Below are 22,611 nucleotides of genomic sequence, written 5' to 3'. Positions count from 1 at the left end.
CGTCATCGCCCGGCTTGTCCGGGCGACCCAGTATCCCAGAGCGCCGCTGAGTTCGCGCGGCGATGTGAGTAGTTGAAGTCGGGCGTTCTGGGATACTGGATCCCCGCCTACGCGGGGATGACGTTTGTTAGTTTGGTGGGCGGAGCGGCCAACAGATCATTCGACAAAAGAGTCCAGAGAACGGGTTAGAGATCATTCCATGTCCACCTTCGAACGCTACCTCACCCTGTGGGTCGCGCTGTGTATCGTCGTCGGCATCGCGCTCGGGCATCTGATGCCGGGGGCGTTTCAGGTGATCGGGGCGGCGGAGATCGCCAAGGTCAATCTGCCGGTGGCGGCGCTGATCTGGCTGATGATCATTCCGATGCTGGTGCGGATCGACTTCGCCGCCTTGGGCCAGGTGCGCGAGCACTGGCGCGGCATCGGCGTGACGCTGTTCATCAACTGGGCGGTGAAGCCGTTCTCGATGGCGGCGCTGGCGTGGCTGTTCGTCGGCTACCTGTTCAGATCGTATCTGCCGGCGGACCAGATCAACTCCTACATCGCCGGCCTGATCATCCTGGCGGCGGCGCCGTGCACCGCGATGGTGTTCGTGTGGTCGAACCTGACCAAGGGCGAACCGCATTTCACCCTGAGCCAGGTCGCGCTCAACGACACCATCATGGTGTTCGCGTTCGCGCCGATCGTCGGTCTCCTGCTCGGCCTGTCGGCTATCACCGTGCCGTGGGACACGCTGGTGCTGTCGGTGGTGCTGTACATCGTGGTGCCGGTGATCATCGCGCAGGGCCTGCGGCGCTGGGCGCTGGCGTCGGGCGGCGAGGCGAGCTTGCAGCGGCTGCTCGGCGTGTTCCAGCCGTTGTCGCTGGTGGCGCTGCTGGCGACGCTGGTGCTGCTGTTCGGCTTCCAGGGCGAGCAGATCATCCGGCAGCCGCTGGTGATCGCGCTGCTCGCGGTGCCGATCCTGATCCAGGTGTATTTCAACGCCGGGCTGGCGTACCTGCTCAACCGGCTCTCCGGCGAGCAGCACTGCGTCGCCGGCCCGTCGGCGCTGATCGGCGCCAGCAACTTCTTCGAACTCGCGGTCGCCGCGGCGATCAGCCTGTTCGGCTTCGAATCCGGCGCCGCGCTCGCCACCGTGGTCGGCGTGCTGATCGAGGTGCCGGTGATGCTGACGGTGGTGGCGATCGTCAACCGCTCCAAGCGCTGGTACGAGGCCGACGCCGAGGCGCCGGTGGCGCGGACGCCGGGCTGAGCGCGCACTGGGGCGCGTCACCTCTCCCCGGTGGCGGCGCGCACCGCGCTGCGGGCGACGCCGAACGGCTCGCACAGCGACAGACCGCCGTCGATCACCAGCGTCTGGCCGGTGATATAGCCGGCCGCCGGTGAGCACAGGAACGCCACCACCTCGGCGATCTCGGCGGCGGTGGCGGCGCGGCCGAGCGGCACCGCCGCTTCGATCACCGCGCGATTAACCGGATCGTCGCTCAGCCTCGCGCCCGCATCGCGATCGACGACACCGGGCGCCACCGCATTGACCCGCACGCCGCTGCGGCCGAGGTGCCAGCCGAGATAGCGGGTGAGCTGTTCGACCCCGGCCTTGGCGACGTGATAGGCGGCGGTCTCGTGCGCGACGCTGCGCGCCAGCACCGACGACAGGTTGACGATCGCGCCGCGCGCTTGCGCCAGATGCGGCAGCGCCGCCTGCGCGGTGAGCATGTAGCCGCGCAGCATCACCGCTTCGGTCGCGTCCCACAACGCGGCGCTCTGCTCGGCGAACGGCGGCCGCGCCCGCTGCGACGGCGCGGCGTTGTTGACCAGGATGTCGAGCCCGCCGATCGCGGCGACGCTCGCCGCCACGGTCGCGGCGATCGCCGCTTCGTCGCTCATGTCCCCGACGATGAAGTGCGCATCGCCGCCCGCGTCGTTGATCGCACGCGCCGCGGCTTCGCCGGCATCGTGCCTGAGGTTGACCAATACGACCTGAGCGCCCTGCATCGCCAGCGTGCGCGCGATCGCCAGGCCGATGCCCTGCGCCGCGCCGGTGACCATCGCGCGGCGGCCGTACAGGGGCAGGGCGGCGTTATCGCTCATCGCGGCGCCGGCGATGGCGGCCGCGCCGGCCGCAGCTCGATCCGGCTCGCCAGCGCCCGCGGCGCGAACGACAGCACGTCGATCACCGCCTGCGCGACATCGTCGGCGGACAGGTGCCAGTCCTGCGGCGGTTCGTCGGCGAAGTCGGTGGCGACCCGGCCGGGCATCACGCAACTGACGCGGATGCCGTACGGATGCAGCTCCTGCAGCAGCGATTCCGACAGGCCGAGCAGGCCGAATTTCGAGGCGCAATACGCCGCGCCGCCGCCATAGGCGTTGACGCTGGAACGGCTGCCGATGTTGACGATGGCGCCGCCGCCGCGCGCCTTCAGCGCCGGGATCGCGTAGTGGCAGCAATAGAACGCGCCGGTGAGATTGGTATCGATCGTCGCGCGCCAATTCGAGGGGGCGAAGCTCTCGACCGGGCCGAGCAGGCCGATGCCGGCGTTGTTGACCAGAATGTCGAGGCCGTCGAACGCCGTGACGGCGTGGTCGATCAGCTGGCGCACCTCCGACTCGTCGCGAACGTCACACGCCACGCCGTGAACCCGGCCGGCGACGCCGTCGCGCAGCGCCGGCAGAGCCTGGGCGATCTCGCTGTCGTCGCGGGCGCAGATCATCACGTCGCAGCCGGCCTGCGCCAGCGCCCGCGCGATCGCAAAGCCGATGCCCTTGCTGCCGCCGGTGACCAGCGCGGCCTTGCCGGCGAGCGTCACGCCGGCACCTGTCCGGGCCGGGCGAACGCCAGCGGCCTGGTCAGAGCCAGCGGCGGCGAACCGGCGAACCAGGCCGGCGCTTCGTCGACATGCGCCAGCGACAGCAGTTCGGGGAATTGCGCCACGCGGGTCTGCCAATACGGCGAAGTCTCGGTCAGCCGCAGGAAATCGGCGCGGTGGTGAGCGTGGCGCACCTGATCGCCGAGCAGCCAGTAAGCGTGCGCCAGCGCCGCCGCCATCGAGGCGTCGTAGGGATAACCATCGTGGATCGCCTCGATCCAGCGCGCCAGCTTGGCGACATTGCCGCCGGGGCGGAAGTTCGGGTTGTCGAGGAAGTTGGCGACCAGGTTGAAGCTGAACCAGATCTCCTTCTGCTGCTCGAGATCGGGCACGGCCTGGTGCGGGATGTCGAACACCTCCCAGCCGGTGCGCAGCCGCTCGCGGTCGGCGGCGAAGCGATAGCCGAATTCGCCGCGCTCGGCGGAGCGGCCGGGATTGATGGTCTTGTCGTAGCGCTCTTCTTTGGTGCGCGCGTCGCCGAGCGACTGGAAAGCCGAGAACATCTCGGTGCCCTTCAGCGGCTGGCAGATGTAGAAGCTCGCCCAGTCGCTGGCGAGCTCGACCGCGAGATCGTAGCTGTCCATCATCTGGCCGAAGGTCTCGTCGGGAAATCCGATGATGAAATTGGTCGAGACGAACACCTCCGGGTATTTCGCGAACAGCCTGGCGCGCTCGCGCAATTTCGGTTTGGTGGTCGGCTTCTTGATCGTCTTCAGCATCGCGTCGTTGCCGGACTCGACCCCGATCTTGAAGGCGCGCAGCCCGGACGCGACCATCGCCTGCATGATCTCGTCGTCGATCGCCACTGCGATCACGCCGTTGCTGGCGGTCCATTCCAATCCAGGCACCTGTTCGGCGAGGCCCTTGAACAGCGCCAGCGTCCGCTCCCGGTCCCACAGCAGATCGTCGTCGAGCCAGTCGATGTAACGGATGCCGTGATGCGTCACGAGGTGCTTCACCTCGTCGATCACGTCCTGCACCGTGCGCTGGCGCAGCCCGAAGCCGTTGAAGTTGCGCACCGTGCAGAAGGTGCAGCGCGCCCGGCAGCCGCGGGTGGCGAGCACGGTGGCGTAGGGCTTGTCCTCGCCGACATAGCGCGAGAACGCGCCGAGTCCGCCGTAGCGATGATACTCCTCGACATTGATCGCGTCGTAGAACGGCAGGATGTCCCAGTTCACCGGATTGTCGCTGTGCGGCTTGCCGAGTTCGACGATCCGGCCGCCATCGGCGAACGCCATGCCCTCCGGCACGGCGTCGGCGTCGCCCGCCAGCGCCGCCAGATAGCTCATCAACTGCCGCTCGCCCTCGTGGCGCGAGACGATGTCGCACAGCCCGCTTTGAAGGATTTCCTGATAGTCGAACGTCGCCTGCACCCCGCCCGACAGGATCGGCACCTGCGGAAATTCGCTGCGGATCAGCTCGATCACCTCGACGAAACACGGCTTGGTGGTGCCGAACATGTACGATACGGCGACATGCGGATGGGCGCAGGCTCCGATCGCCTCGCGCACCAGATCGCGCCACAGGTCGTAATCGAAGCCGTCGCTGTGCGCGGCCTTGAGCAACTGGTGATTGATGTCGATCAGGCGGATGCCGATCTCCGGATCGGCGGCGCGCGCCGCGGCGGCGAGATACAGCAGCCCGGCCGGCGGGAAGTTGTAGTAGCCGCCGTTGCGTGCGGTGGTGACGTCGAAGAATTTCTCCGGCACCAGCGCCGGCTGGATCAGGATCAGGTCGCTCGGCCGGCTCAGCGACCGCGCGGCGGCAAAGCGCGCGAAGTCTGCGCGGATGAGCGCGTGGTCCACGGGCGAGGGCGGGCTGGCGAGCTTGGTCATCGGGTGCTGGGCTCGGCTTACGTGGCTGTCGGACGCAAGGCGACTCGAGCCGCCGGCAACTCACCACAAACGGCGCGCTCGACGAATCATTAACGTCTTTCGCCGCGCAATCAAAGCTGCGCGGCGCCCGGGGCGAAGTAATAAAGTGCGGCCGTGAGCCCGGGCGCGGAACGGGTATTAAGAAATCGGTAACCAGTCGTGCTGGAAGCGCGCTGATTCGGGGCGTGTCGCCGTCGCAAGGTCGTCATGCCCCGGGTTGCCCCGGGCATCAACGCCTTTCCCTCCGCGCGTCGCAAAGACGTGGATGGCCGGGACGAGCCCGGCCATGACGGGTGCCGAGGCCTGGGGCGAAACAAGAATCAGCCGTTGCGGAGGTTCAGCCCGGTTGCGGCCTCGAGGTCGGCGATCGCCTGCTCGCCGCTCGTCACCTTGATGGTCGCCATCCCCATCTCACGCGCCGGCTTGAGGTTGACGCCGAGGTCGTCGAGATACACGCAGGCCTTCGGGTCGACGCCGAGCGCGTCGGTCATCATCCGGTAGATCTTCGGGTCCGGCTTGCGCAGGCCGATCTTGGCGGATTCGATCACATGGTCGAACAGCGCCATCACCTCGGCGACGTACAGCGTCCGCCCCGACGCCGAGCCGATCGCGTTGGCCGGCAGGTTGTTGGTGATGCAGCCGGTCTTGTGGTTCTGTTTGATGATCTTCAGAGCGGCGACCATCTCCGGCCGCAGCGTGCCGGACAACAGCGGCAGCACGTCCCGGCCGCGCACTTCCGCGCCGAGCGCGCGGGATTCTTCGGCGAACAGCGCGTCGAACGTGTCGAGATCGATCTCGGCGCGCTCGAACTTGGCCCAGGCGTTCTCGAAATGATTGGCGGCGTTGGTGCGGCGGATGATGTCGATCGGCAGCCCGCGCTCGGTCTCGAACCGTGCAAACGCTTCGAACGGCGAGCTCGTGAGTACCCCGCCGAAATCCCAGATCACCGCCTCGATCATCGCGTTCCGTCTCCCCGCTGTTGTTTGCGGGAGCGCTAGCATGCGTCGGCGGTGGGGACCAGCCTGATCGCCGATGTGGGTTCCAATAATGGTTCCTATTTGCATCCCGATCCCGAACCTCTAGGCTGATTCCTGAATCAGGTCGCCAATGACCTGAGAGGTGGCGGGACAGTTGCGTGCAGGTTGGTGAAATTGGTGAGGAACTGAGGCCGGGGGCGACGGATCGGGCGGGCGCTGCGCGAAGGCGGACCCTGCTGTCGGCGCTCCTGGCTTCCACGGCGCTGGTCGCGGTCACGATGCCCGCTTCAGCGCAGCAGGTCTGGATCGGCGCCGGTCAGGATTTCAACGCGGCGTCCAACTGGAGCGGTCCCGCGGCCGTGCCCGACACCGGTTCGACTGCGGTGTTCACCAATAACGGCGCGTCGAATTCGGTGTTGCTGACGGCCACGCGCAGCCCCGACGGCTTCACCTTCGAGGCCGGGGCACCGACTTATACGATCGGGGTGGCGTCCGGCGGGCAGCTCAACATGAGCGGCGCCGGCATCGTCAACAACTCCGGCAACGCCCAGAACTTCCTGATCGGTCCCGGCGGCCAGATCGATTTTGTGGGCTCCAGCACCGCAGGCAATGCGACCTTCACCACTCTGAGCGGGGGCACGTTGCTGTTCAGCCAATCCTCGTCGGGAGGAACGGCCGAAATCGTCAACAACGGCACGATCGGCCTGCGCTCCGGCTTGGGCGCGATCTCGATCGGGTCGCTGTCGGGCAGCGGGGTCGTTGCGGCAACGGTGGTGAGCGGGGTTCCGGTGCAGACTCTGACGGTCGGCAGCCTGAACACCTCCACGGAATTCTCGGGCGCGCTGATCGACAACGGCGGACAATTCGCGCTCGGCAAGACCGGCACCGGCACGCTGACGCTCACCGGCGACAATTTCTACACCGGCGGCACCACGATCTCGGGCGGAACGCTGCAACTCGGCAATGGCGGCATCAGCGGCTCGATCACCGGCGACATCACCAACAATGCGACGCTGACGGTCAACCGCAGCAACGGCACCAGCCTCGGCGGCGCGATCTCCGGGACAGGCAACCTGATCAAGTACGGCAGCGACATCCTGGCGCTCCTCGGCAACAACACCTACACCGGCGGCACCACGATCTCGGCCGGCACGCTGCGGGTCGGCAACGGCGCCACCAGCGGCTCGATCGTGGGCGATGTCGTCAACAACGGCGTACTGCAGTTCAATCGACACGATTCGATCGGCTTCGGCGGTGTGATCTCGGGGAGTGGATCGCTCGAGAAGATCGCGGCGGGTACGCTGACCCTGACCGGCGCCAACACCTACACCGGCGGCACCACGATCTCGGCCGGCACACTGCAGATCGGCACCGGCGGCACCACCGGCTCGATCACCGGCAACGTCGTCAACAATGCGTCGCTGGTGTTCAACCGCTCGGATGCCGCGGGCTTCGGCGGCGTGATCTCCGGCACCGGCAGCGTCACCAAGCTCGGCAACGACGCGCTGATCCTGTTCGGCGACAACACCTACACCGGCGGCACGACCATCAGCAGCGGCTTCTTGCAGGTCGGCAACGGCGGCACCACGGGGTGGATCGTCGGCAACGTCGTCAACAACGGAACGCTGCAGTTCGCCCGCTCCGACGCCAACACGTTTGGTGGTTCGATTTCGGGCGCAGGCAATCTGATCAGCTTCGGCGGCAGCAGCGGCAGTGGCGTTTTCACGTTGACCGGGACCAATACGTACACCGGGGGCACGACCGTCTCCAGCGGCACACTGCAGATCGGCGACGGCGGGACGTCGGGTTCGATCGTCGGCGATGTCGGCAACAGCGCGACGCTGGCTTTCAATCGCTCCGACGCGACCAGCTTCGGCGGCGCGATTTCCGGCGGCGGCCAACTGATCAAGCGCGGCGCCGGCAATCTGTCGCTGACCGGCATCAGCAGCTACACCGGCGCCACCACGGTCGAAGCCGGCACGCTCAGCGTCGACGGCTCGATCGCGTCGTCGTCGCTCACGACGGTGAATGCCGGCGCGGCGCTCGGCGGCAACGGCACCGTCGGCACCACGCTGATCAATGGCGGCGCGCTGGCGCCGGGCAATTCGATCGGCACGCTGAATGTCAGCGGCAACCTGACGCTGACGGCGGCGTCGAGCTACATGGTCGAAGTGTCGCCGACAAGCGCCGATCGCGTCAACGTCACCGGCATTGCGACGCTCGGCGACGCGACGGTGAATGCGTCGTTCGCCGCCGGCGGCTATGTCGAGCGGCAATACACCATCGTCAACGCGACCGGCGGCATCGCCGGGACGTTCGGGACGCTGGTCAACACCAACCTGCCGTCCGGCTTCAAATCGAGCCTCGGCTACGACGCCAACAACGCCTATCTCGATCTGGTGCTCGACTACACGCCGCCGACGCCGCCCGGACCGACGCCGCCGGTTGTCAACAGCGGCCTCAACGCCAACCAGACTGCGGTCGCCAACGCGCTGACGAACTACTTTACGCGGACCGGCAGCATTCCGATCGTGTTCGGCGCACTGAACGCGAACGGGCTCAGCGCCGTGTCGGGCGAGACCGCCACCGGCGCGCAGCAATCGACCTTCAACGCCATGACGCAGTTCATGGGGCTGCTGACCGATCCGTTCGGCAACGGCCGCGAGCCACCGGGTGCGGACAGCCGGCTGCTGCCGTTCGCCGCGACGAGTGCCGGCGCAGTGCGCGATGCGAATGCGATGATGACCAAGGCTCCGGTGCCGGCGGCGTTCGAGCCGCGTTGGAACATGTGGGCCGCGGGCTTCGGCGGCGCGCAGACCACCGACGGCAATGCTTCACTCGGCTCCGCCACCGCGACCAGCCGGCTCGCCGGCATCGCCGCCGGCGCCGATTACTGGCTGTCGCCGCAGACCGTCGCCGGCTTCGCGATGGCGGGCGGCGCCACCCAGTTCGGCCTGGCGAACGGGCTCGGCTCGGGGCGCTCCGATCTGATGCAGGTCGGCGGCTTCCTCCGCCACAGCTTCGGCGCCAGCTATCTCACCGCCGCGGCGGCCTATGGCTGGCAGGACATCACCACGGAACGGACTGTCGTCGTCGGCGGCTTCGATCAGCTGCGCGCCGACTTCAATGCGCATAGCTATTCGGCCCGTGTCGAAGCCGGCCATCGCTGGGTTGCACCGGCGTTCGGCGGCGTCGGCCTCACGCCCTACGCCGCCGCGCAGGTCACCGCCTTCGATCTGCCGGCCTATACCGAGCGGGCGGTGGGCGGCAGCAGCGTGTTCGCGCTCGGCTACGACGCCAAGACCGTGACCTCGACGCGCAGCGAACTCGGCCTGCGCAGCGACAAATCGTTCGCGCTGGACGGGGCGCTGCTGACGCTGCGCGGGCGCGCGGCGTGGGCGCACGAATTCGACGCCGTTCGTTCAGTCGCGGCCACCTTTCTGGCCCTGCCGGGCGCCAGCTTCGTGGTGAACGGCGCCCGCCCGGCGCGGGACGCGGCGCTGACCACGGTGTCGGCGGAACTGAACTGGCTGAACGGCTTCTCTGTCGCCGCCGCGTTCGAGGGCGAGTTCTCGGACGTCACCCGCAGCTACGCCGGCAAGGGCGTGCTGCGCTATTCGTGGTGACTGCGCAGCCGTCCGCCGTAAGTGTGCGGACCGGCGCCCTCAATGCATGGTCTTGCTGCTCTTGAGGAACGGCCGGCGGGCGGATTCGTGTTTCTCGTAGAGCTCGAGCCAGCGGCGGTCCTCCGGCCGGTACCACTCGTCGCGCGTGACCTGCGGAAGCGGCATGCTCTTGCTGATGATTTCCTCCAAGCGGAAATATTCGGCGGTTTCCTCCGCCGTCAGCCCGATCAGCACGCGGTTGCCGAAGCGGTCGAGTTCGTAGTCGTCGTCCTTGATCATGCGGTTAGTTGACCGGGCGCGCGCGCGCGGTCAACGCGATTGCGGTCTTAACCTAACCAGTCAACCTTACCGGGACGGGATTTGTCTGCTTGTTTCGTAGTTCTACGAGGTAATCGTTAACCGCTTCTTGTGGCCTTGCGCTTAGTTATGGATCCAACGAACCAACAGCACGTGACGGGAAGAAGGACCGCGGAATGCTCAAATCGATTTCGGCCCGAATGATTGTGGCCATCACGCTGGTCGCGATCGGCTCGTGCGCGGTTCTGGCCGGCTTCAGCCTGTGGCGGCAGCAGGCGACGATCGACGTTGCGCTGGAGCGTGAACTACGCGCCGACTACGCCAACATCACCGCGGCGACCGAGGCCGAGACCCGAACCACACTCGCACTCAGCGATAGTCTGGCGGCGCTACAACCGGTGCGCGATGCCACCAAGGCCGGCGACCGCGACGGGCTGATGAAGCTGCTGAAGGAAGGCCGCGATCTGACCACGCTGCGTGGGCTGTCGCTGTACACGATCCAGGTGCCGCCGGCGACGACGCTGGTCCGGATCCATAATCCGAAGACGTTCGGCGACGACGTGTCGCCGCGGCGCAAGATGGTGGTGCAGGCGATGACCACCGGCCAGGCGGTCGGCGGCATCGAGCCGGGCCTCGACAATCTCACCGTGTTCGGCACCACGCCGATGCTCGAGAACGGCAAGGTGATCGGCACGGTCGATATCGGCGCGCCGTTCGGCAAGGCCTTCGTCGAGCGGATGAAGGCGCGGTTCGGCGTCGACGTCGCCATTCTTCAGCTCAACGGCGACAAGGTCAACGTGATCGCGTCGAGCCTCGCGAGCCCCGGCACCGATCTTGCGACGCTGCGCCGCGCGTTCGGCGGCGAGCTGGTGATCGAAAAGGGCGAAGCCGACGGTAAGGCGATCGCCACCACCTTCGGCCAGATCAAGCGGTTCTCCGGCGATCCGGTCGCGGTGCTGCAGATCGTGCGCGACGCCAGCGCCTATGCGGCGCTGGAGCGGCAGTCGATGCAGTGGCTGGCATTCGCCGCGATCGCCGCCGTGCTGGCGGCGGCCGCGGTCGCGGTGTGGCTGGGCCGCGGCATGGCCAAGCCGATCCAGGCGCTGGAGAGCGCGATGCGCGACATCAGCAGCGGCCGTCACGACGTCGAGGTGCCCGGCAAGGGCCGGCGCGACGAGATCGGCTCGATGGCCAAGGCGGTCGAAGTGTTCAAGGAAGGGCTGATCGAGACCGGCCGGCTGCGCGCCGCGCAGGACGAGCAGCGGATCAGCCACGAGAGCGAGCGGCGCAAGGCGATGCACGAACTGGCGGCGCGGTTCGAGACCGGCGTCGGCAGTGTGGTCGCGCTGGTGGGCTCGGCGGCGACCGAACTCCGCGGCACCGCCGACTCGATGGTCGGCACCGCGCGCGAATCCGAGCGCCGGCTGGTGGCGGCGACCGCGGCGTCGTCGCAGGCGACGTCCAATGCCCAGGCGGTGGCTGCCGCAGTGGAAGAACTCGACGCCTCGATCACCGAGATCGGCAACCGAGTCGACCAGTCGGCGCGCGTCGCCAGCGACGCCGCGACCCAGGCCGGTCGCACCAACGAAGAGGTCAGGAGCCTCGCGGAAGCGGCGCAGAAGATCGGCGAGGTGGTGACGCTGATCAGCGACATCGCTTCGCAGACCAACCTGCTGGCGCTCAACGCCACGATCGAGGCGGCGCGCGCCGGCGACGCCGGCCGCGGCTTCGCAGTGGTGGCCGCCGAGGTCAAGGCGCTGGCCGAGCAGACCTCGAAGGCGACCGAGGAGATCACCACCCAGATCAACTCGATCCAGCAGGCGACCCAGTCCTCGGTGCAGGCGATCGAAGGCATCACCGGCACGGTGGCGCAGATCAACGAGATCGCCACCGCGATCGCCAGCGCGGTGCGCGAGCAGAGCGCGGCGACGCGCGAGATCGCCCACAACGTCGCCGAGGCGGCGCGCTCCACCACCGAGGTTTCGGGCAACATCACCGGCGTCAACGAAGCTGCGCGCGAGACCGGCGTGGCGGCGACGCAAGTCGTCGAATCCGCGTCCGAATTGTCGCGCAGCGGCGAGGCGCTGAGGACCCAGGTCGAAACCTTCCTGCGCGAAGTCCGCGCCGCCTGATCGGCGAGTACGGCGACATCGCGGCGCTGCGGAGCAGTGCGCTCCGCGGCGCCGCGCATAGTTAACGAATCGTCGCCCGATACCGTTCAATTCTCTTTAATCAGATTGGTGGACTGTGCGCGGATGACGCGCGGAGTTCGTTTGTATCTCGTCGGCTCCTTCGTCCTCGTGTCGCTCGCGGGTTGCGGCCGCGGTCTGTTTCAGATCGCCGAACGCGAACCGTGGCGGGCCGAGGCCGAGATCGCGTGCCTGAAATCGGGCGCCGTCAAGGAAGGGCCGGACGTGGTCCGGATCGATCCGATTTCCGGCCCCGGCGTCTGCGGCGCCGAGTTTCCGCTGAAGGTGGCGGCGCTCGGCGAAGCCGGCGCGATCGGCTATGCCGACGATCTGCGGCCGCCGGGATCGATCGGCGGCACCAGCCAGCCGCGCTGGCCCGGCGCCCAGCCGCAACCGAACTACGCGACCACGCATCGCGGTTACGGCGAGCCTCCGGCGCGGGCGCCGAACTACGGCGCACAGCCACAGGCCGGCTACGGCGCGCCGCAAACCGGCTACGGCAACGGTCCGGTCTCGCTCAACGCGCCCGGCGTGGTGCCCTCTCAGGACGACATCGAATTGCCGCCGGAGGGCGAGCCTGCAGCCGGGCGGCCTCCGGCCGAGAACGTCACCGGCTATCCGCACGACCGCAACTATTCGCCGCCCCCGCGCTATCCGGGCGTCGACGAGCGCCCGCTGCCGCGGCTCGGCCCGGCGCAGCAGGGCGGCGTCACCGGTTCGGTCGGCCCGGTTGCGATCAAGCCGACCGCGACGCTGGCGTGTCCGATCGTGTCGGCGCTGGATCGCTGGCTGGCGGAATCGGTGCAGCCGGCGGCGATGCGCTGGTTCGGCATGCGGGTGGTCGAGATCAAGCAGATCTCGGCGTATTCCTGTCGCGGCATGAACGGCAATCCGAACGCGCACATCTCCGAGCACGCGTTCGGCAACGCGCTCGACATCTCGGCCTTCGTGCTGGCCGACGGCCGCCGCATCACCGTCAAGGGCGGCTGGCGCGGATTGCCGGAGGAGCAGGCGTTCCTGCACGATGTCCAGGATTCGGCGTGCCGGGTGTTCAACACGGTGCTGGCACCGGGCTCGAACGTGTATCACTACGATCACATCCACGTCGACCTGATGCGCCGGCGCAACCTGCGCTCGATCTGCAAGCCGGCCGCGGTGCCCGGCGAAGTGATCGCCCAGCGGCTGCAGCAGCGTAATCCCTATGCCGGCAGCAGCGGCCCCGGCTGGAACGGCGTCACCGGCTCGATCAGCCGCAGCGCCTCGCGCCACAAGGTCGACCGCGACGAGGCCGAGGACGATTAGTCAGGATCCGGCGCCCGGCTCCGCCCGGTAGGCCGCGAGAAACATCCGCGTCGCGCTGTCGACGACGCCGGAGATCCGCTGCGGGGAGGGCGGCTCGGCGGTCTGAAAAATGAACGGCAGGAACAGCGTCGCCTGACAGGCTTGCATGAACTGCGCGGCGGCGAGTTCGCAATCCTCGATCGCCAGCGCGCCCGCCGCGACCTGTCCTTCCAGATAGCGCGCGAACCGGCCGATGGTGTTGGCGATCACCCGCTCGTAGTAGCGCCGGCCGATGTCCGGCATCCGCTCGGCGATCGCCATCACGGTGCGGATCGCCGAGGCGCCGCGCGGATTGCAGATCAATCCGATATAGGCGTTGCCGAACGCCTGGAGCGTCGCTTCGATGCCGCGATCCGCAACGAAGTCGAACGACAGCATCCCCTGCACCAGGCTCTCCTGCTCGACGATCTCGCAGAACAGCGAGTTCTTATCGGCGAAGTACACGTACAGCGTGCCCTTGGAGACGCCGGCGGCGCGGGCGATCTCGCCCATGCTGGCGCCGTCGAAGCCGAATTCCAGAAACACCGCGCGGGCGCCCTCGAGGATCTGGCGTCGCTTGGCGCTGTCGTCGTCGCTGTGAAGCGGCGCCACCGATGCTGTCGCAACCATTGGTTCAGCCTGTCCTGCGAAATCACGGGCGGTGGAGCATGAGCAGAAACGCTCACCTGCTACCCTGATGTCAGATAGTAGGTTGACCGAACCGTTCGGTCAATGCTAGACGAGAATACCTGCCAGGGCTACCGTCCGGGCAGCGCTTTTCGCGCGAGCTGATTTCAGGAGACCTCGATGTCCGGACGCGACCAGGCTGCCCGCGTGCTGCGCCCCGATCCGGAGAACGGGGAGGCGGTGCCCGCCGCCGGTGCGCAGGCGAGTGCGGCGCCGTCGCAAACCGCGCCGTCGCAGGCCGAGGCGCTGCGCTCGCTGCTGGAAGATCCGTCGACGCTGAAGCTCGCCGATCCGCCGGAGCCCGAAACCGAGTCGGAACCGATCGCGCCGCCGGCGCGTCCCGCCGCCGCCAAGCCGCCCGGCAAGAAGAAGTTCGTGCTGATCGGCGTCGGCATCGCGGCGCTGGCGGCGCTCGGTTATTTCGGCACGCAATACATGCTGGTCGGCCGCTTCATGGTCGGGACCGACGACGCCTATGTCCGCGCCAACAACACCACGCTCGGCGCCCGGGTTTCGGGTCACCTCGCAGCGATCCTGCCGCGCGACAATTCCGAGGTGAAGGCCGGCGACGTCGTGTTCCGGATCGACGACGGCGACTACAAGATCGCGGTCGACACCGCCCGCGCCAAGATCGGCACCCAGGAAGCCACCATCGCGCGGATCGGCCGCCAGATCGCCGCGCAGCAGAGCGCGGTGGAGCAGGCCCAGGCGCAGCTCGACTCCGCCGAGGCCGCAGCCAGGCGCGCGGCGCTGGATTTCGATCGCCAGCAGGCGCTCTCGACCAAGGGCTTCGCCTCGCGCGCGGTGTTCGAAACCTCGCAGGCGAGCCGCGATCAGACCATCGCTTCGGTGGCCGCCGCCAAGGCCGCGTTCGACGCCGCCCGCGACAACGTCGAAGTGACCAAGGCGCAGCAGGCGGAAGCCCGCGCCCAGCTCGTCGAACTGCAGAGCGCGCTGGCCAAGGCCGAACGCGATCTCGCCTTCACCAATGTGCGGGCGCCGGTGACCGGCGTGTTCTCCAACAGGCTGGTCAATGTCGGCGACTTCATCAATGCCGGCCAGCGGATGGCCAACATCGTGCCGCTCGACGGCGTGTATATCGACGCCAATTTCAAGGAGACCCAGCTTCGCCGGCTGAAGCCGGGCCAGAAGGTGGCGATCTCGGTCGACGCCTATTCCAGCCGCAAGATCGAAGGCATCGTCGACAGCCTGTCGCCGGCCGCCGGGCAGGTGTTCACGCTGCTGCCGCCCGACAACGCCACCGGCAACTTCACCAAGATCGTGCAGCGCGTCCCGGTCCGCATCCGCGTCCCCGCCGACGTGGCAGGCGAAAACCTGCTGCGCGCCGGCATGTCGGTGTATGTCGACGTCGACACCCGGACGGGCGAGTAAGCGGCCGATCAGCCGGGGCGCCAACCATTCGTCATGCCCGGCCTTGTGCCGGGCATCCACGCCCGACTGAGATCGCTGCAACAAAGACGTGGATGGCCGGGACGAGCCCGGCCATGACGATGAGGACGAGCGAACTCCTCCGAGGACTTGCCGATGTCGGCATCGACCACCGCTGACGCAGCACCAGCCCAAGCGCCCGCCGAGCCGTCGGAGCATGTTCCGGCGAGCCGGCTGATCGCGTTCTTGATCATGGTGTTCGGGATGTTCATGGCGATCCTGGACATCCAGATCGTCTCGGCGTCGCTGTCGGAAATCCAAGCCGGCCTGTCGGCGTCGTCGAGCGAAGTCTCGTGGGTGCAGACCGCCTATCTGATCGCCGAAGTGATCGCGATCCCGCTGTCCGGCTTCCTGTCGCGCGCGCTCGGCACCCGCAACCTGTTCGCGATCTCCGCGGCCGGCTTCACCTTCGCCAGCCTGATGTGCGGTTTCACCTCGTCGATTGCCGAGATGATCGTGTGGCGGGCGATCCAGGGCTTCCTCGGCGCCGGCATGATCCCGACCGTGTTCGCCTCGGCCTATACGGTGTTCCCGCGCTCCAAGTTCAACATGGTCGGCCCGATCATCGGCCTGGTCGCGACGCTGGCGCCGACCATCGGGCCCACGGTCGGGGGCTACATCACCGACCTGATGTCGTGGCACTGGCTGTTCTTCATCAACGTCGTGCCCGGCGTGCTGATCACCATCGGCGTGCTGGCGCTGGTCGATTTCGACGAGCCGCATTACGAGCTGCTCGATCATTTCGACTGGTGGGGGCTCGGCTTCATGGCCGGCTTTCTCGGCTCGCTCGAATACGTGCTGGAAGAGGGGCCGCGCAACGACTGGTTCAACGACGAGTCGATCTTCATTTTCGCGATCGTCGGCGTGGTGTCGGCGGTGGCATTCTTCTGGCGGGTGCTGACCGCGCGCGAGCCGATCGTCGACATCCGCGCCTTCACCGACCGCAATTTCGCGATCGGCTGCATGTTCCAGTTCTGCGTCGGCATAGGGCTGTACGGCCTGACCTACATCTACCCGCGCTATCTGGCCGAAGTGCGCGGCTACAGCGCGCTGATGATCGGCGAGACGATGTTCGTCTCCGGCATCGCGATGTTCCTGTCGGCGCCGCTGGTCGGCCGGCTGATGGCGCTGGTCGACATGCGGATCCTGATCGCGGTCGGGCTGCTGTTGTTCGCCGGCGGCACCTGGCAGATGACCTGGATCACCCGCGACTTCGATTTCTACGAGCTCTTGTGGCCGCAGATCTTCCGCGGCGTCGGCATGATGATGGCGATGGTGCCGGTCAACAACATCGCGCTCGGCACGCTGCCGCCGCACCGGGTCAAGAACGCCTCCGGCCTGTTCAACCTGACCCGCAACCTCGGCGGCGCGCTCGGACTGGCGCTGATCAACACCGCGCTCGACGGCCGCACCGACTTCCACATCTCCCGGCTGCACGACAAGGTGACCTGGGGCAACGCCCAGGCGGTCGAACTGCTCAACACCTTCACCCAGCGCTTCCAGGGCATGGGCGACGCCTCGATGATGGCGCTGAAACAGCTCAGCAGCATCGTCCACCGCCAGGCGGTGGTGATGAGTTACGGCGACGCGTTCTTCCTGCTGACGATCTTCTACCTCGGACTCAGCACGCTGGTGTTCCTGCTCGCCAAGCCGGCCAACCCGATGGCCGCGGCGGGCGGCGGGGGGCATTGAGACACTCAGCGCAACTTCCCTCGTTAGAAGAATAGCCGTCCGCGATGTCCTCTCCTACGATAGCGATAGGAGCGCGACATGGCCGAGCCGAACAAATTGGTCCGGAATGAACGACGGAAGCTGCGTGCAACGTGGTATAATAACGCGTCGATAGCGGTGTTGGTCGCCGGATTTCTGTCGCCATTCTGGACGATCATCTACGGAACCACGGCTGCTGCGGCCGATGATTTTTCCCGCACCGTTGGTTTTCTCGTTTGCATTGCTGCCGGTGTGTTCCTACGTTTTGCGGGGCGATGGGCTCTTGGAGGGCTTGAGGAATGACGGCCTTTCAGTGGTTTGCACTCATGTCGCCGGTTGTGTTGGCGGCGGTTATGGCGGTGGTCGGACTGGTCGAGGCTTGGCTCGACCGCCGCGGCGTGGAGCGCGCTGAGAAGCTCGCCGCAAGTGCTGGCGGGAGTCGCTTTTTGGGTACGACGCGTCGCTACATGCCGCCGGGCGAATAGGCGAAGGGCCCGGCGTTTCGGCCGAGCCCTTCATGGATCAAGTATCAGCCGGCCTGTAAGCCGGGTTCTGGAGGGCAGCGCCCGCTTGCGCAGGCACTACGCGACGGCCATTCCTCTGGGACGCTGTTTGCACAGCGCCTCGAGCAACCTACCCGGACGGCGAGCCTGACATCGCCCTGCGGAGTTATCGCTGCAAGCAGCGAACTATCCGCGATGCCGTCCCTATTCGGTTTTGCTCCCGGTGGGGTTTACCATGCCGTCTCCGTTGCCGGCGACGCGGTGCGCTCTTACCGCACCTTTTCACCCTTACCCGCCGTCGCAGCTTGCGCTGCTATGGCGCGGCAGGCCCGGGGGCTTGTCGCACCGAAGCCCCGAAGGGGCGTAGGCGGGCGGTTCGTTCTCTGTGGCACTTTCCCTGGGGTCGCCCCCGCCGGACGTTATCCGGCACCGTATGTCGATGGAGCCCGGACTTTCCTCCCCGGCGGCCTTTCGGCGCTTGCCGGAGCGGCCGTCCGGCCGACTGACGCGGCAAGCCATGCGGGCTCGGGCCGCGATCGTCAAGCCGCAAGTGGCGTGGAGGAAACGGTTAGCCCAGCGCCGCGACCGCGCGGGCTTCGATCGGGAGGCGTGCGAGCAGCGCGTGCAGCGTCGCCAGCGTCGAGGCGTCGGCGATGCCGTCGACCTTGTCGGGGCGGAAGTGGCGCTGGAACGCGGTGACGACGTCGGTGGTGGCGTGGTCGTAGCTGCCGTTGACCGGGACGCGGTAGCCGTAATCGGCCAGCGCCTGCTGCATCAGCCGCACGTCGTCGCCCTCGGCGCCTTGCTTCAGCGCCGGACCCGGCACGATCCGCGCCGGCTCGACCCACAGGCCGACTCCGGAGGCGGCGAGCGACCGCCACGGGAATTTTTCGCCGGGGTCCTTCTTGCGCGCCGGAGCGACGTCGGAATGGCCGACGACGCGATGCGGCGGCACCTCGCGGCGCAGGATGATGCCGCGGCACAGCGCGATCACCGCCGCGATCTGGCGCAGCGGAAAATCCGGATAGCCCCAATCATGGCCGCGATTGACGATCTCGATGCCGATCGAGCAGGAGTTGATGTCTTCCTCGCCGGCCCAGCAGGCGACGCCGGCGTGCCAGGCACGCTTGGATTCCGGGACGCATTGCAGGATGCGACCGTCTTCGAGCACGACGTAATGCGCCGACACTTCGGTGCCGGCCTTGCACAGCCGCGTCAGGGCGCCTTCGACGTCCGGCATGCCGGTGTAGTGCAGCACGATCATGTCGGGCCGGCGCGCCTTGTTCCGTTCGCCATGATTGGGCGAGGGAATGACATCGGACACCATCGACGAGTCGGGCGTGAAGGTCTGCATGGGCACCATGCCCTTGGGCAAAGGGAGGGCGCGTCGACGTTTCGACTCCGGACCAGCGGACGCTAACGAACCTGACAACATCGGACGACTCAATACTGGCAGGACAACGGCGAAGCTGATCAACGCCGACTGCAACTTCCGATTTACTATCTGAGTCCCCGCCGCTTCCTGCAACGCGCTGTATTCACGATTTCGCCATTTTCTGTGGACGAGGCCGGGTTCCGCATCCTGCAGCGCAGCGAAACGCGCGGCTGACCGGGGGCGTCATTTCTGGGCTGAACGGACCGTCCGACCGTCAACGGTTTCTTAAGCGTAAGCGCCGTTACTGAGAGGTGAACGGCCGGTGTCCAAAACCCCGGCAAATTCTCCTGTAACGCCCCATAAGCCGATGGAACTCCACCAGATTCCAAGCGGAGCGCCGGGTTGGTCGGTCGTCTCGGCTGGCTGGCGCGGGGCCCCGCCGGCGCAATGGGACGAGGCGAGGCATGATGGGCCGATTGCCCTGCAGCAAGCCGATGGGCCGCCCGTCCGGCGTCCGCGCGAAGCGGGGCCGGCGCGGCCCCGGCGCGCCCGGGGTATCGCCATGACCGGTTCCGCTGCACGGCACGTTCCGGTGCTCGGGCCCGAGGCGGTCGGACTGCTCGCGCCGCGCGACGGCGGGATCTATCTCGACGGCACGTTCGGGGCGGGCGGCTATACCCGGCTGATCCTGCAGACCGCCGGCAGCCGGGTGATCGCGATCGACCGCGATCCGACCGCGATCGCCGGCGGTGCCGAGCTGGTCGCCGAAGCGGCCGGCCGGCTGACGCTGGTGCAGGACCGGTTCTCCAATCTGGCGGACGTCTGCGCCGCGCAGGGCGTCGCGACGGTCGACGGCGTGGTGATGGATATCGGCGTGTCGTCGATGCAGCTCGATCAGGCCGAGCGCGGCTTCTCGTTCCGGTTCGATGGGCCGCTCGACATGCGGATGGGGCGCGACGGCCCGAGCGCGGCCGACGTCGTGGCGCGCGCCTCCGAAACCGATCTCGCCAACATCATCTACATCTTCGGCGAGGAGCGCTATTCGCGCCACGTCGCCCGCGCCATCGTGGCGGCGCGCGGCGAGGCGCCGATCACCACCACCAAGGCGCTCGCCGACATCGTCGCCAAGGTGGTGCGCGCCAAGCCCGGCGAGATCCATCCGGCGACCCGCACGTTCCAGGGCCTGCGGATCTTCGTCAACGAAGAGCTCGACGAATTGCATCAGGCGCTGGACGCCGCCGAGCGGGTGCTGAAGCCGGGCGGCCGGCTGGCGGTGGTGTCGTTCCATTCGCTGGAAGACCGCATCGTCAAGACCTTCCTGGCCGAGCGCAGCCGGACCGGCGGCGGTTCGCGGCATCTGCCGGAGCTGGCGCAGGCGGCGCCGAGCTTCACGCTGCTGTCCAAGCGGCCGATCGTGGCCGGCGATGCCGAAGTCGCCGCCAATCCGCGCGCACGCTCCGCCAAGCTGCGCGGCGCCGAGCGCACCGCGGCGCCGGCCCACGCCGCCGGCGAACTGCCGGGATGGCCCACCCTCGCCAGCGTGATGAGGGCCGGCCGATGATGCGCCTGGTGCATGTGCTGGTGATCGGCATGCTGGTGTTCGCCGCGGCCTATGTCTACCGGATCAAGATGGAGTCCACGGTCCGCACCGAGAAGGTGCTGCAGATCCAGGCCGAGCTGCGCAAGGAGCGCGAGGCGATCGCGCGGCTGCGCGCCGAATGGGCCAAGCTCGACTCGCCGGGCCGGCTGCAGGGGCTCGCCGCCCGTCACCTCAAGCTGAAGCCGGTGTCGGCACGGCAATTCGATCAGCTCAAGAACCTGCCCGAGCGCCCGCCGGCGATCGTCGATCCCAACGCTCCCGATCCGATCGCCTCGATGATCGAGAAAATCGATCCCGACATCGTCACCGGCTCGCTGCCGGCTCCGGAGCCCGTCCAGTGACCGAACCCGCATTGCCGCTCGTCGGCCACCACGTCAAATGGCACCAGCGGCTGATCCGCAGCCTGATCTACGGCCGCGAGGTCGATCGCGACGCCAAGGCGCGCGCCCGCGTCGGGCTGGCGATGATCGCGTTCGCCGCGGTGTACGGCGTGATCGCGTTCAAACTGATGACGATCGCGGTGTTCGGCGACAATCACGGCGCCCGTCGCGGCGTCTCGCAGGACGCGGTCGCCACCGCGCGGCCGGACATCGTCGACCGCAACGGCCAGATCCTGGCCACCGACGTCAAGACGCCGTCGCTGTTCGGCGAGCCGCGCCGGATCATCGACCAGGACGAGGCGGTCGAGCTGCTCACCGCGACGCTGCCCGACCTCGAAACCCCGGAGGTGCGCGAGCGGCTGGCGTCGAAGAAGGGCTTCGTCTGGCTGAAGCGCGAAATCACGCCGCGGCAGCAGGCCGAGATCAAGAAGCTCGGCATCCCCGGCATCGGCTTTCTGCGTGAGAACAAGCGCGTCTATCCCAACGCCGCCGAGGTGTCGCATCTGATCGGCCTGGTCAACATCGACAACCAGGGCATCGCCGGCATCGAGAAGTGGCTCGACAACAATGGGCTCGCCGACCTGCACCGCGCCGGTTTCGCGTCCGACCGGATGCAGCGGCCGATCGAACTGGCGCTCGACGTCCGAGTCACCCACGCGCTGCGCGACGAACTGCTCAAGGCCAAGGAGAAATACAGCGCCAAGGCGGCCTCGGGCCTGGTCTCCAACGTCAAGACCGGCGAGATCGTCGCGATGGTGTCGCTGCCGGATTTCGATCCGAACAATCCGCGCGAAGCCAACGACCCCGATCGCATCAACCGGCTGACCACCGGCGTGTACGAGATGGGCTCGACCTTCAAGACGCTGACGCTGGCGATGGCGCTCGATGCCGGCAAGGCGAACCTGCATTCGATGTACGACGCGCGCGGGCCGCTGCACTACGGCAAGTTCGCGATCCACGACTCCCACAACATGGGCCGGGCGATCTCACTGTCGGAAGTGTTCACCTATTCGTCGAACGTCGGCGCGGCGCGGATCGCGCTGTCGATGGGCGTCGACGCCCACAAGGCGTTTTTGAAGAAGGTCGGCCAGCTCGACCGGCTGCGCACCGAGCTGCCGGAAAGCGCGTCGCCGATCGTGCCGAAACGCTGGAGCGAACTCAACACCATCACCATCTCGTTCGGCCACGGCGTCGCGGTGGCTCCGCTGCAGGCGGTGATGGGCATCAACGCCATGGTCAACGGCGGCTATCTGATCCCGCCGACCTTCCTGAAGCGCAGCGAGGAAGACGCGCTGAAGCTCGCCAAGCGCGTGGTCAGGAAGGAAACAAGCGACAAGATCCGCTACCTGATGCGGCTCAACGCCGAGGTCGGCACCGCCAAGACCGCGGACCAGATCGCCAGGGGCTACTACATCGGCGGCAAGACCGGCACCTCGGAGAAGGTGATCAACGGCCGCTACGCCAAGAAGCAGGTGCTGAATTCGTTCACCGCGATCCTGCCGGCGGACGATCCGCAATTCCAGGTGCTGGTGATGCTCGACGAGCCGAAGGCGCTGCCGGAAACCCACGGCTTCATCACCTCGGGCTGGAACGCGGTGCCGACCGGCGGCAAGGTGATCGAGCGAATCGCGCCGCTGCTCGGAATCGAGCCGCGGTTCGACCTGCCGCCGCCGGACCGCCTTATTCTTGCGGCATCGCGGGCCGGTCAGTAACGCCCGATTGAGCCGGGCGGGCGGTTTTCCGCCGAGTTGCGCTGC

Annotated in this window: 18 protein-coding genes and 1 other RNA gene; 11 read left to right on the top strand and 8 right to left on the bottom strand. The window is 67.5% G+C overall.

Features of this window, described 5'->3' with window-relative positions; genetic code table 11:
• The first annotated feature begins 199 nt into the window (after nucleotides 1-199).
• Nucleotides 200-1,252, top strand: a complete 1,053-nt coding sequence (gene arsB, locus DWA33_RS18850; RefSeq protein ID WP_114360060.1) for an ACR3 family arsenite efflux transporter — start codon at nucleotides 200-202, stop codon at nucleotides 1,250-1,252.
• Between the two features lie 17 nt (nucleotides 1,253-1,269).
• Here the strand turns inward: arsB and DWA33_RS18845 are convergent, their stop codons facing one another.
• The 4 genes from DWA33_RS18845 to DWA33_RS18830 all read right to left on the bottom strand — a co-directional run bounded on the left by DWA33_RS18845 (nucleotide 1,270) and on the right by DWA33_RS18830 (nucleotide 5,700).
• On the bottom strand, nucleotides 1,270-2,091 hold the full coding sequence (locus DWA33_RS18845) for an SDR family NAD(P)-dependent oxidoreductase (protein ID WP_114360059.1): 822 nt from the start codon (nucleotides 2,089-2,091) through the stop codon (nucleotides 1,270-1,272).
• Nucleotides 2,088-2,807, bottom strand: a complete 720-nt coding sequence (locus DWA33_RS18840; protein WP_114360058.1) for an SDR family oxidoreductase — start codon at nucleotides 2,805-2,807, stop codon at nucleotides 2,088-2,090. Before DWA33_RS18840 ends, DWA33_RS18845 begins: the two co-directional genes overlap by 4 nt.
• Nucleotides 2,804-4,702, bottom strand: coding sequence for a B12-binding domain-containing radical SAM protein (locus DWA33_RS18835; RefSeq protein ID WP_114360057.1), 1,899 nt, complete (start codon nucleotides 4,700-4,702; stop codon nucleotides 2,804-2,806). Before DWA33_RS18835 ends, DWA33_RS18840 begins: the two co-directional genes overlap by 4 nt.
• Before the next feature lie 359 nt (nucleotides 4,703-5,061).
• Nucleotides 5,062-5,700, bottom strand: coding sequence for an HAD-IA family hydrolase (locus tag DWA33_RS18830; protein ID WP_114360056.1), 639 nt, complete (start codon nucleotides 5,698-5,700; stop codon nucleotides 5,062-5,064).
• A 176-nt stretch (nucleotides 5,701-5,876) separates the two neighbouring features.
• On the opposite strand from DWA33_RS18830, the gene DWA33_RS18825 reads away from it, so the two are divergent.
• The gene (locus tag DWA33_RS18825; RefSeq protein WP_114360055.1) at nucleotides 5,877-9,344 is read left to right on the top strand and encodes an autotransporter outer membrane beta-barrel domain-containing protein; all 3,468 of its coding nucleotides are present in this window, start codon (nucleotides 5,877-5,879) and stop codon (nucleotides 9,342-9,344) included.
• Nucleotides 9,345-9,383: 39 nt separating this feature from the next.
• On the opposite strand, the gene DWA33_RS18820 is transcribed toward DWA33_RS18825, so the two are convergent.
• Nucleotides 9,384-9,623: a hypothetical protein gene (locus tag DWA33_RS18820; RefSeq protein ID WP_114360054.1), complete on the bottom strand. Its 240-nt coding sequence runs from the start codon at nucleotides 9,621-9,623 to the stop codon at nucleotides 9,384-9,386.
• A gap of 194 nt (nucleotides 9,624-9,817) precedes the next feature.
• Here DWA33_RS18820 and DWA33_RS18815 point away from each other — a divergent pair, with 194 nt between their 5' ends.
• On the top strand, nucleotides 9,818-11,773 hold the full coding sequence (locus DWA33_RS18815; protein WP_114360053.1) for a methyl-accepting chemotaxis protein: 1,956 nt from the start codon (nucleotides 9,818-9,820) through the stop codon (nucleotides 11,771-11,773).
• Between the two features lie 123 nt (nucleotides 11,774-11,896).
• Nucleotides 11,897-13,132, top strand: coding sequence for an extensin-like domain-containing protein (locus DWA33_RS18810; RefSeq protein WP_114360052.1), 1,236 nt, complete (start codon nucleotides 11,897-11,899; stop codon nucleotides 13,130-13,132).
• Here the strand turns inward: DWA33_RS18810 and DWA33_RS18805 are convergent, their stop codons facing one another.
• Nucleotides 13,133-13,780, bottom strand: a complete 648-nt coding sequence (locus tag DWA33_RS18805; protein WP_114360051.1) for a TetR/AcrR family transcriptional regulator — start codon at nucleotides 13,778-13,780, stop codon at nucleotides 13,133-13,135.
• Between the two features lie 177 nt (nucleotides 13,781-13,957).
• Here DWA33_RS18805 and DWA33_RS18800 point away from each other — a divergent pair, with 177 nt between their 5' ends.
• The 4 genes from DWA33_RS18800 to DWA33_RS18790 all read left to right on the top strand — a co-directional run bounded on the left by DWA33_RS18800 (nucleotide 13,958) and on the right by DWA33_RS18790 (nucleotide 17,481).
• Nucleotides 13,958-15,229 carry an HlyD family secretion protein gene (locus DWA33_RS18800; RefSeq protein WP_114360050.1) on the top strand — a complete coding sequence of 424 codons (1,272 nt, stop codon included), beginning with the start codon at nucleotides 13,958-13,960 and terminating at the stop codon, nucleotides 15,227-15,229.
• 153 nt (nucleotides 15,230-15,382) lie between these two features.
• The gene (locus DWA33_RS18795) at nucleotides 15,383-16,978 is read left to right on the top strand and encodes a DHA2 family efflux MFS transporter permease subunit (RefSeq protein ID WP_114360049.1); all 1,596 of its coding nucleotides are present in this window, start codon (nucleotides 15,383-15,385) and stop codon (nucleotides 16,976-16,978) included.
• A 78-nt stretch (nucleotides 16,979-17,056) separates the two neighbouring features.
• Nucleotides 17,057-17,299: a hypothetical protein gene (locus DWA33_RS24945; protein WP_147270254.1), complete on the top strand. Its 243-nt coding sequence runs from the start codon at nucleotides 17,057-17,059 to the stop codon at nucleotides 17,297-17,299.
• A complete protein-coding gene (locus DWA33_RS18790) occupies nucleotides 17,296-17,481 on the top strand; it encodes a hypothetical protein (RefSeq protein ID WP_114360048.1) in 186 nt (61 codons plus the stop codon). The genes DWA33_RS24945 and DWA33_RS18790 overlap by 4 nt, the downstream gene beginning before the upstream one ends.
• A gap of 40 nt (nucleotides 17,482-17,521) precedes the next feature.
• On the opposite strand, the gene rnpB is transcribed toward DWA33_RS18790, so the two are convergent.
• An RNA gene (gene rnpB / locus DWA33_RS18785) (RNase P RNA component class A) lies at nucleotides 17,522-18,005 on the bottom strand.
• A 62-nt stretch (nucleotides 18,006-18,067) separates the two neighbouring features.
• Entirely contained in the window at nucleotides 18,068-18,934 is an 867-nt protein-coding gene (locus DWA33_RS18780) for a peptidoglycan recognition protein family protein (RefSeq protein WP_114360047.1), read from the bottom strand.
• Between the two features lie 502 nt (nucleotides 18,935-19,436).
• On the opposite strand from DWA33_RS18780, the gene rsmH reads away from it, so the two are divergent.
• Genes rsmH through DWA33_RS18765 form a run of 3 tightly spaced genes read left to right on the top strand, consistent with a single transcriptional unit; the run spans nucleotide 19,437 to nucleotide 22,566 of the window.
• Nucleotides 19,437-20,435: a 16S rRNA (cytosine(1402)-N(4))-methyltransferase RsmH gene (rsmH, locus tag DWA33_RS18775; RefSeq protein ID WP_114360046.1), complete on the top strand. Its 999-nt coding sequence runs from the start codon at nucleotides 19,437-19,439 to the stop codon at nucleotides 20,433-20,435.
• Complete coding sequence (ftsL, locus tag DWA33_RS18770; protein ID WP_114360045.1) at nucleotides 20,432-20,815, top strand: cell division protein FtsL; 384 nt, start codon at nucleotides 20,432-20,434, stop codon at nucleotides 20,813-20,815. The genes rsmH and ftsL overlap by 4 nt, the downstream gene beginning before the upstream one ends.
• The gene (locus tag DWA33_RS18765; RefSeq protein ID WP_114360044.1) at nucleotides 20,812-22,566 is read left to right on the top strand and encodes a peptidoglycan D,D-transpeptidase FtsI family protein; all 1,755 of its coding nucleotides are present in this window, start codon (nucleotides 20,812-20,814) and stop codon (nucleotides 22,564-22,566) included. Before ftsL ends, DWA33_RS18765 begins: the two co-directional genes overlap by 4 nt.
• Nucleotides 22,567-22,611 lie beyond the last annotated feature (45 nt).

Source organism: Rhodopseudomonas pentothenatexigens (assembly GCF_900218015.1).
GTDB classification, from domain to species: Bacteria; Pseudomonadota; Alphaproteobacteria; order Rhizobiales; family Xanthobacteraceae; genus Rhodopseudomonas; species Rhodopseudomonas pentothenatexigens.
Note: the sequence above shows the minus strand (reverse complement) of the source record. Positions and strands in the feature narration are given on the sequence as shown.

Bases quoted from the DNA above. Each gene is read 5' to 3' on its own strand.
- arsB (WP_114360060.1), top strand. From the start codon at position 200: ATGTCCACCTTCGAACGCTACCTCACCCTGTGGGTCGCGCTGTGTATC.
- DWA33_RS18845 (WP_114360059.1), bottom strand. From the start codon at position 2,091: ATGAGCGATAACGCCGCCCTGCCCCTGTACGGCCGCCGCGCGATGGTC.
- DWA33_RS18835 (WP_114360057.1), bottom strand. From the start codon at position 4,702: ATGACCAAGCTCGCCAGCCCGCCCTCGCCCGTGGACCACGCGCTCATC.
- DWA33_RS18830 (WP_114360056.1), bottom strand. From the start codon at position 5,700: ATGATCGAGGCGGTGATCTGGGATTTCGGCGGGGTACTCACGAGCTCG.
- DWA33_RS18820 (WP_114360054.1), bottom strand. From the start codon at position 9,623: ATGATCAAGGACGACGACTACGAACTCGACCGCTTCGGCAACCGCGTG.
- DWA33_RS18815 (WP_114360053.1), top strand. From the start codon at position 9,818: ATGCTCAAATCGATTTCGGCCCGAATGATTGTGGCCATCACGCTGGTC.
- DWA33_RS18810 (WP_114360052.1), top strand. From the start codon at position 11,897: ATGACGCGCGGAGTTCGTTTGTATCTCGTCGGCTCCTTCGTCCTCGTG.
- DWA33_RS18805 (WP_114360051.1), bottom strand. From the start codon at position 13,780: ATGGTTGCGACAGCATCGGTGGCGCCGCTTCACAGCGACGACGACAGC.
- DWA33_RS18800 (WP_114360050.1), top strand. From the start codon at position 13,958: ATGTCCGGACGCGACCAGGCTGCCCGCGTGCTGCGCCCCGATCCGGAG.
- DWA33_RS18795 (WP_114360049.1), top strand. From the start codon at position 15,383: ATGTCGGCATCGACCACCGCTGACGCAGCACCAGCCCAAGCGCCCGCC.
- DWA33_RS24945 (WP_147270254.1), top strand. From the start codon at position 17,057: ATGGCCGAGCCGAACAAATTGGTCCGGAATGAACGACGGAAGCTGCGT.
- DWA33_RS18790 (WP_114360048.1), top strand. From the start codon at position 17,296: ATGACGGCCTTTCAGTGGTTTGCACTCATGTCGCCGGTTGTGTTGGCG.
- DWA33_RS18780 (WP_114360047.1), bottom strand. From the start codon at position 18,934: ATGTTGTCAGGTTCGTTAGCGTCCGCTGGTCCGGAGTCGAAACGTCGA.
- rsmH (WP_114360046.1), top strand. From the start codon at position 19,437: ATGACCGGTTCCGCTGCACGGCACGTTCCGGTGCTCGGGCCCGAGGCG.
- ftsL (WP_114360045.1), top strand. From the start codon at position 20,432: ATGATGCGCCTGGTGCATGTGCTGGTGATCGGCATGCTGGTGTTCGCC.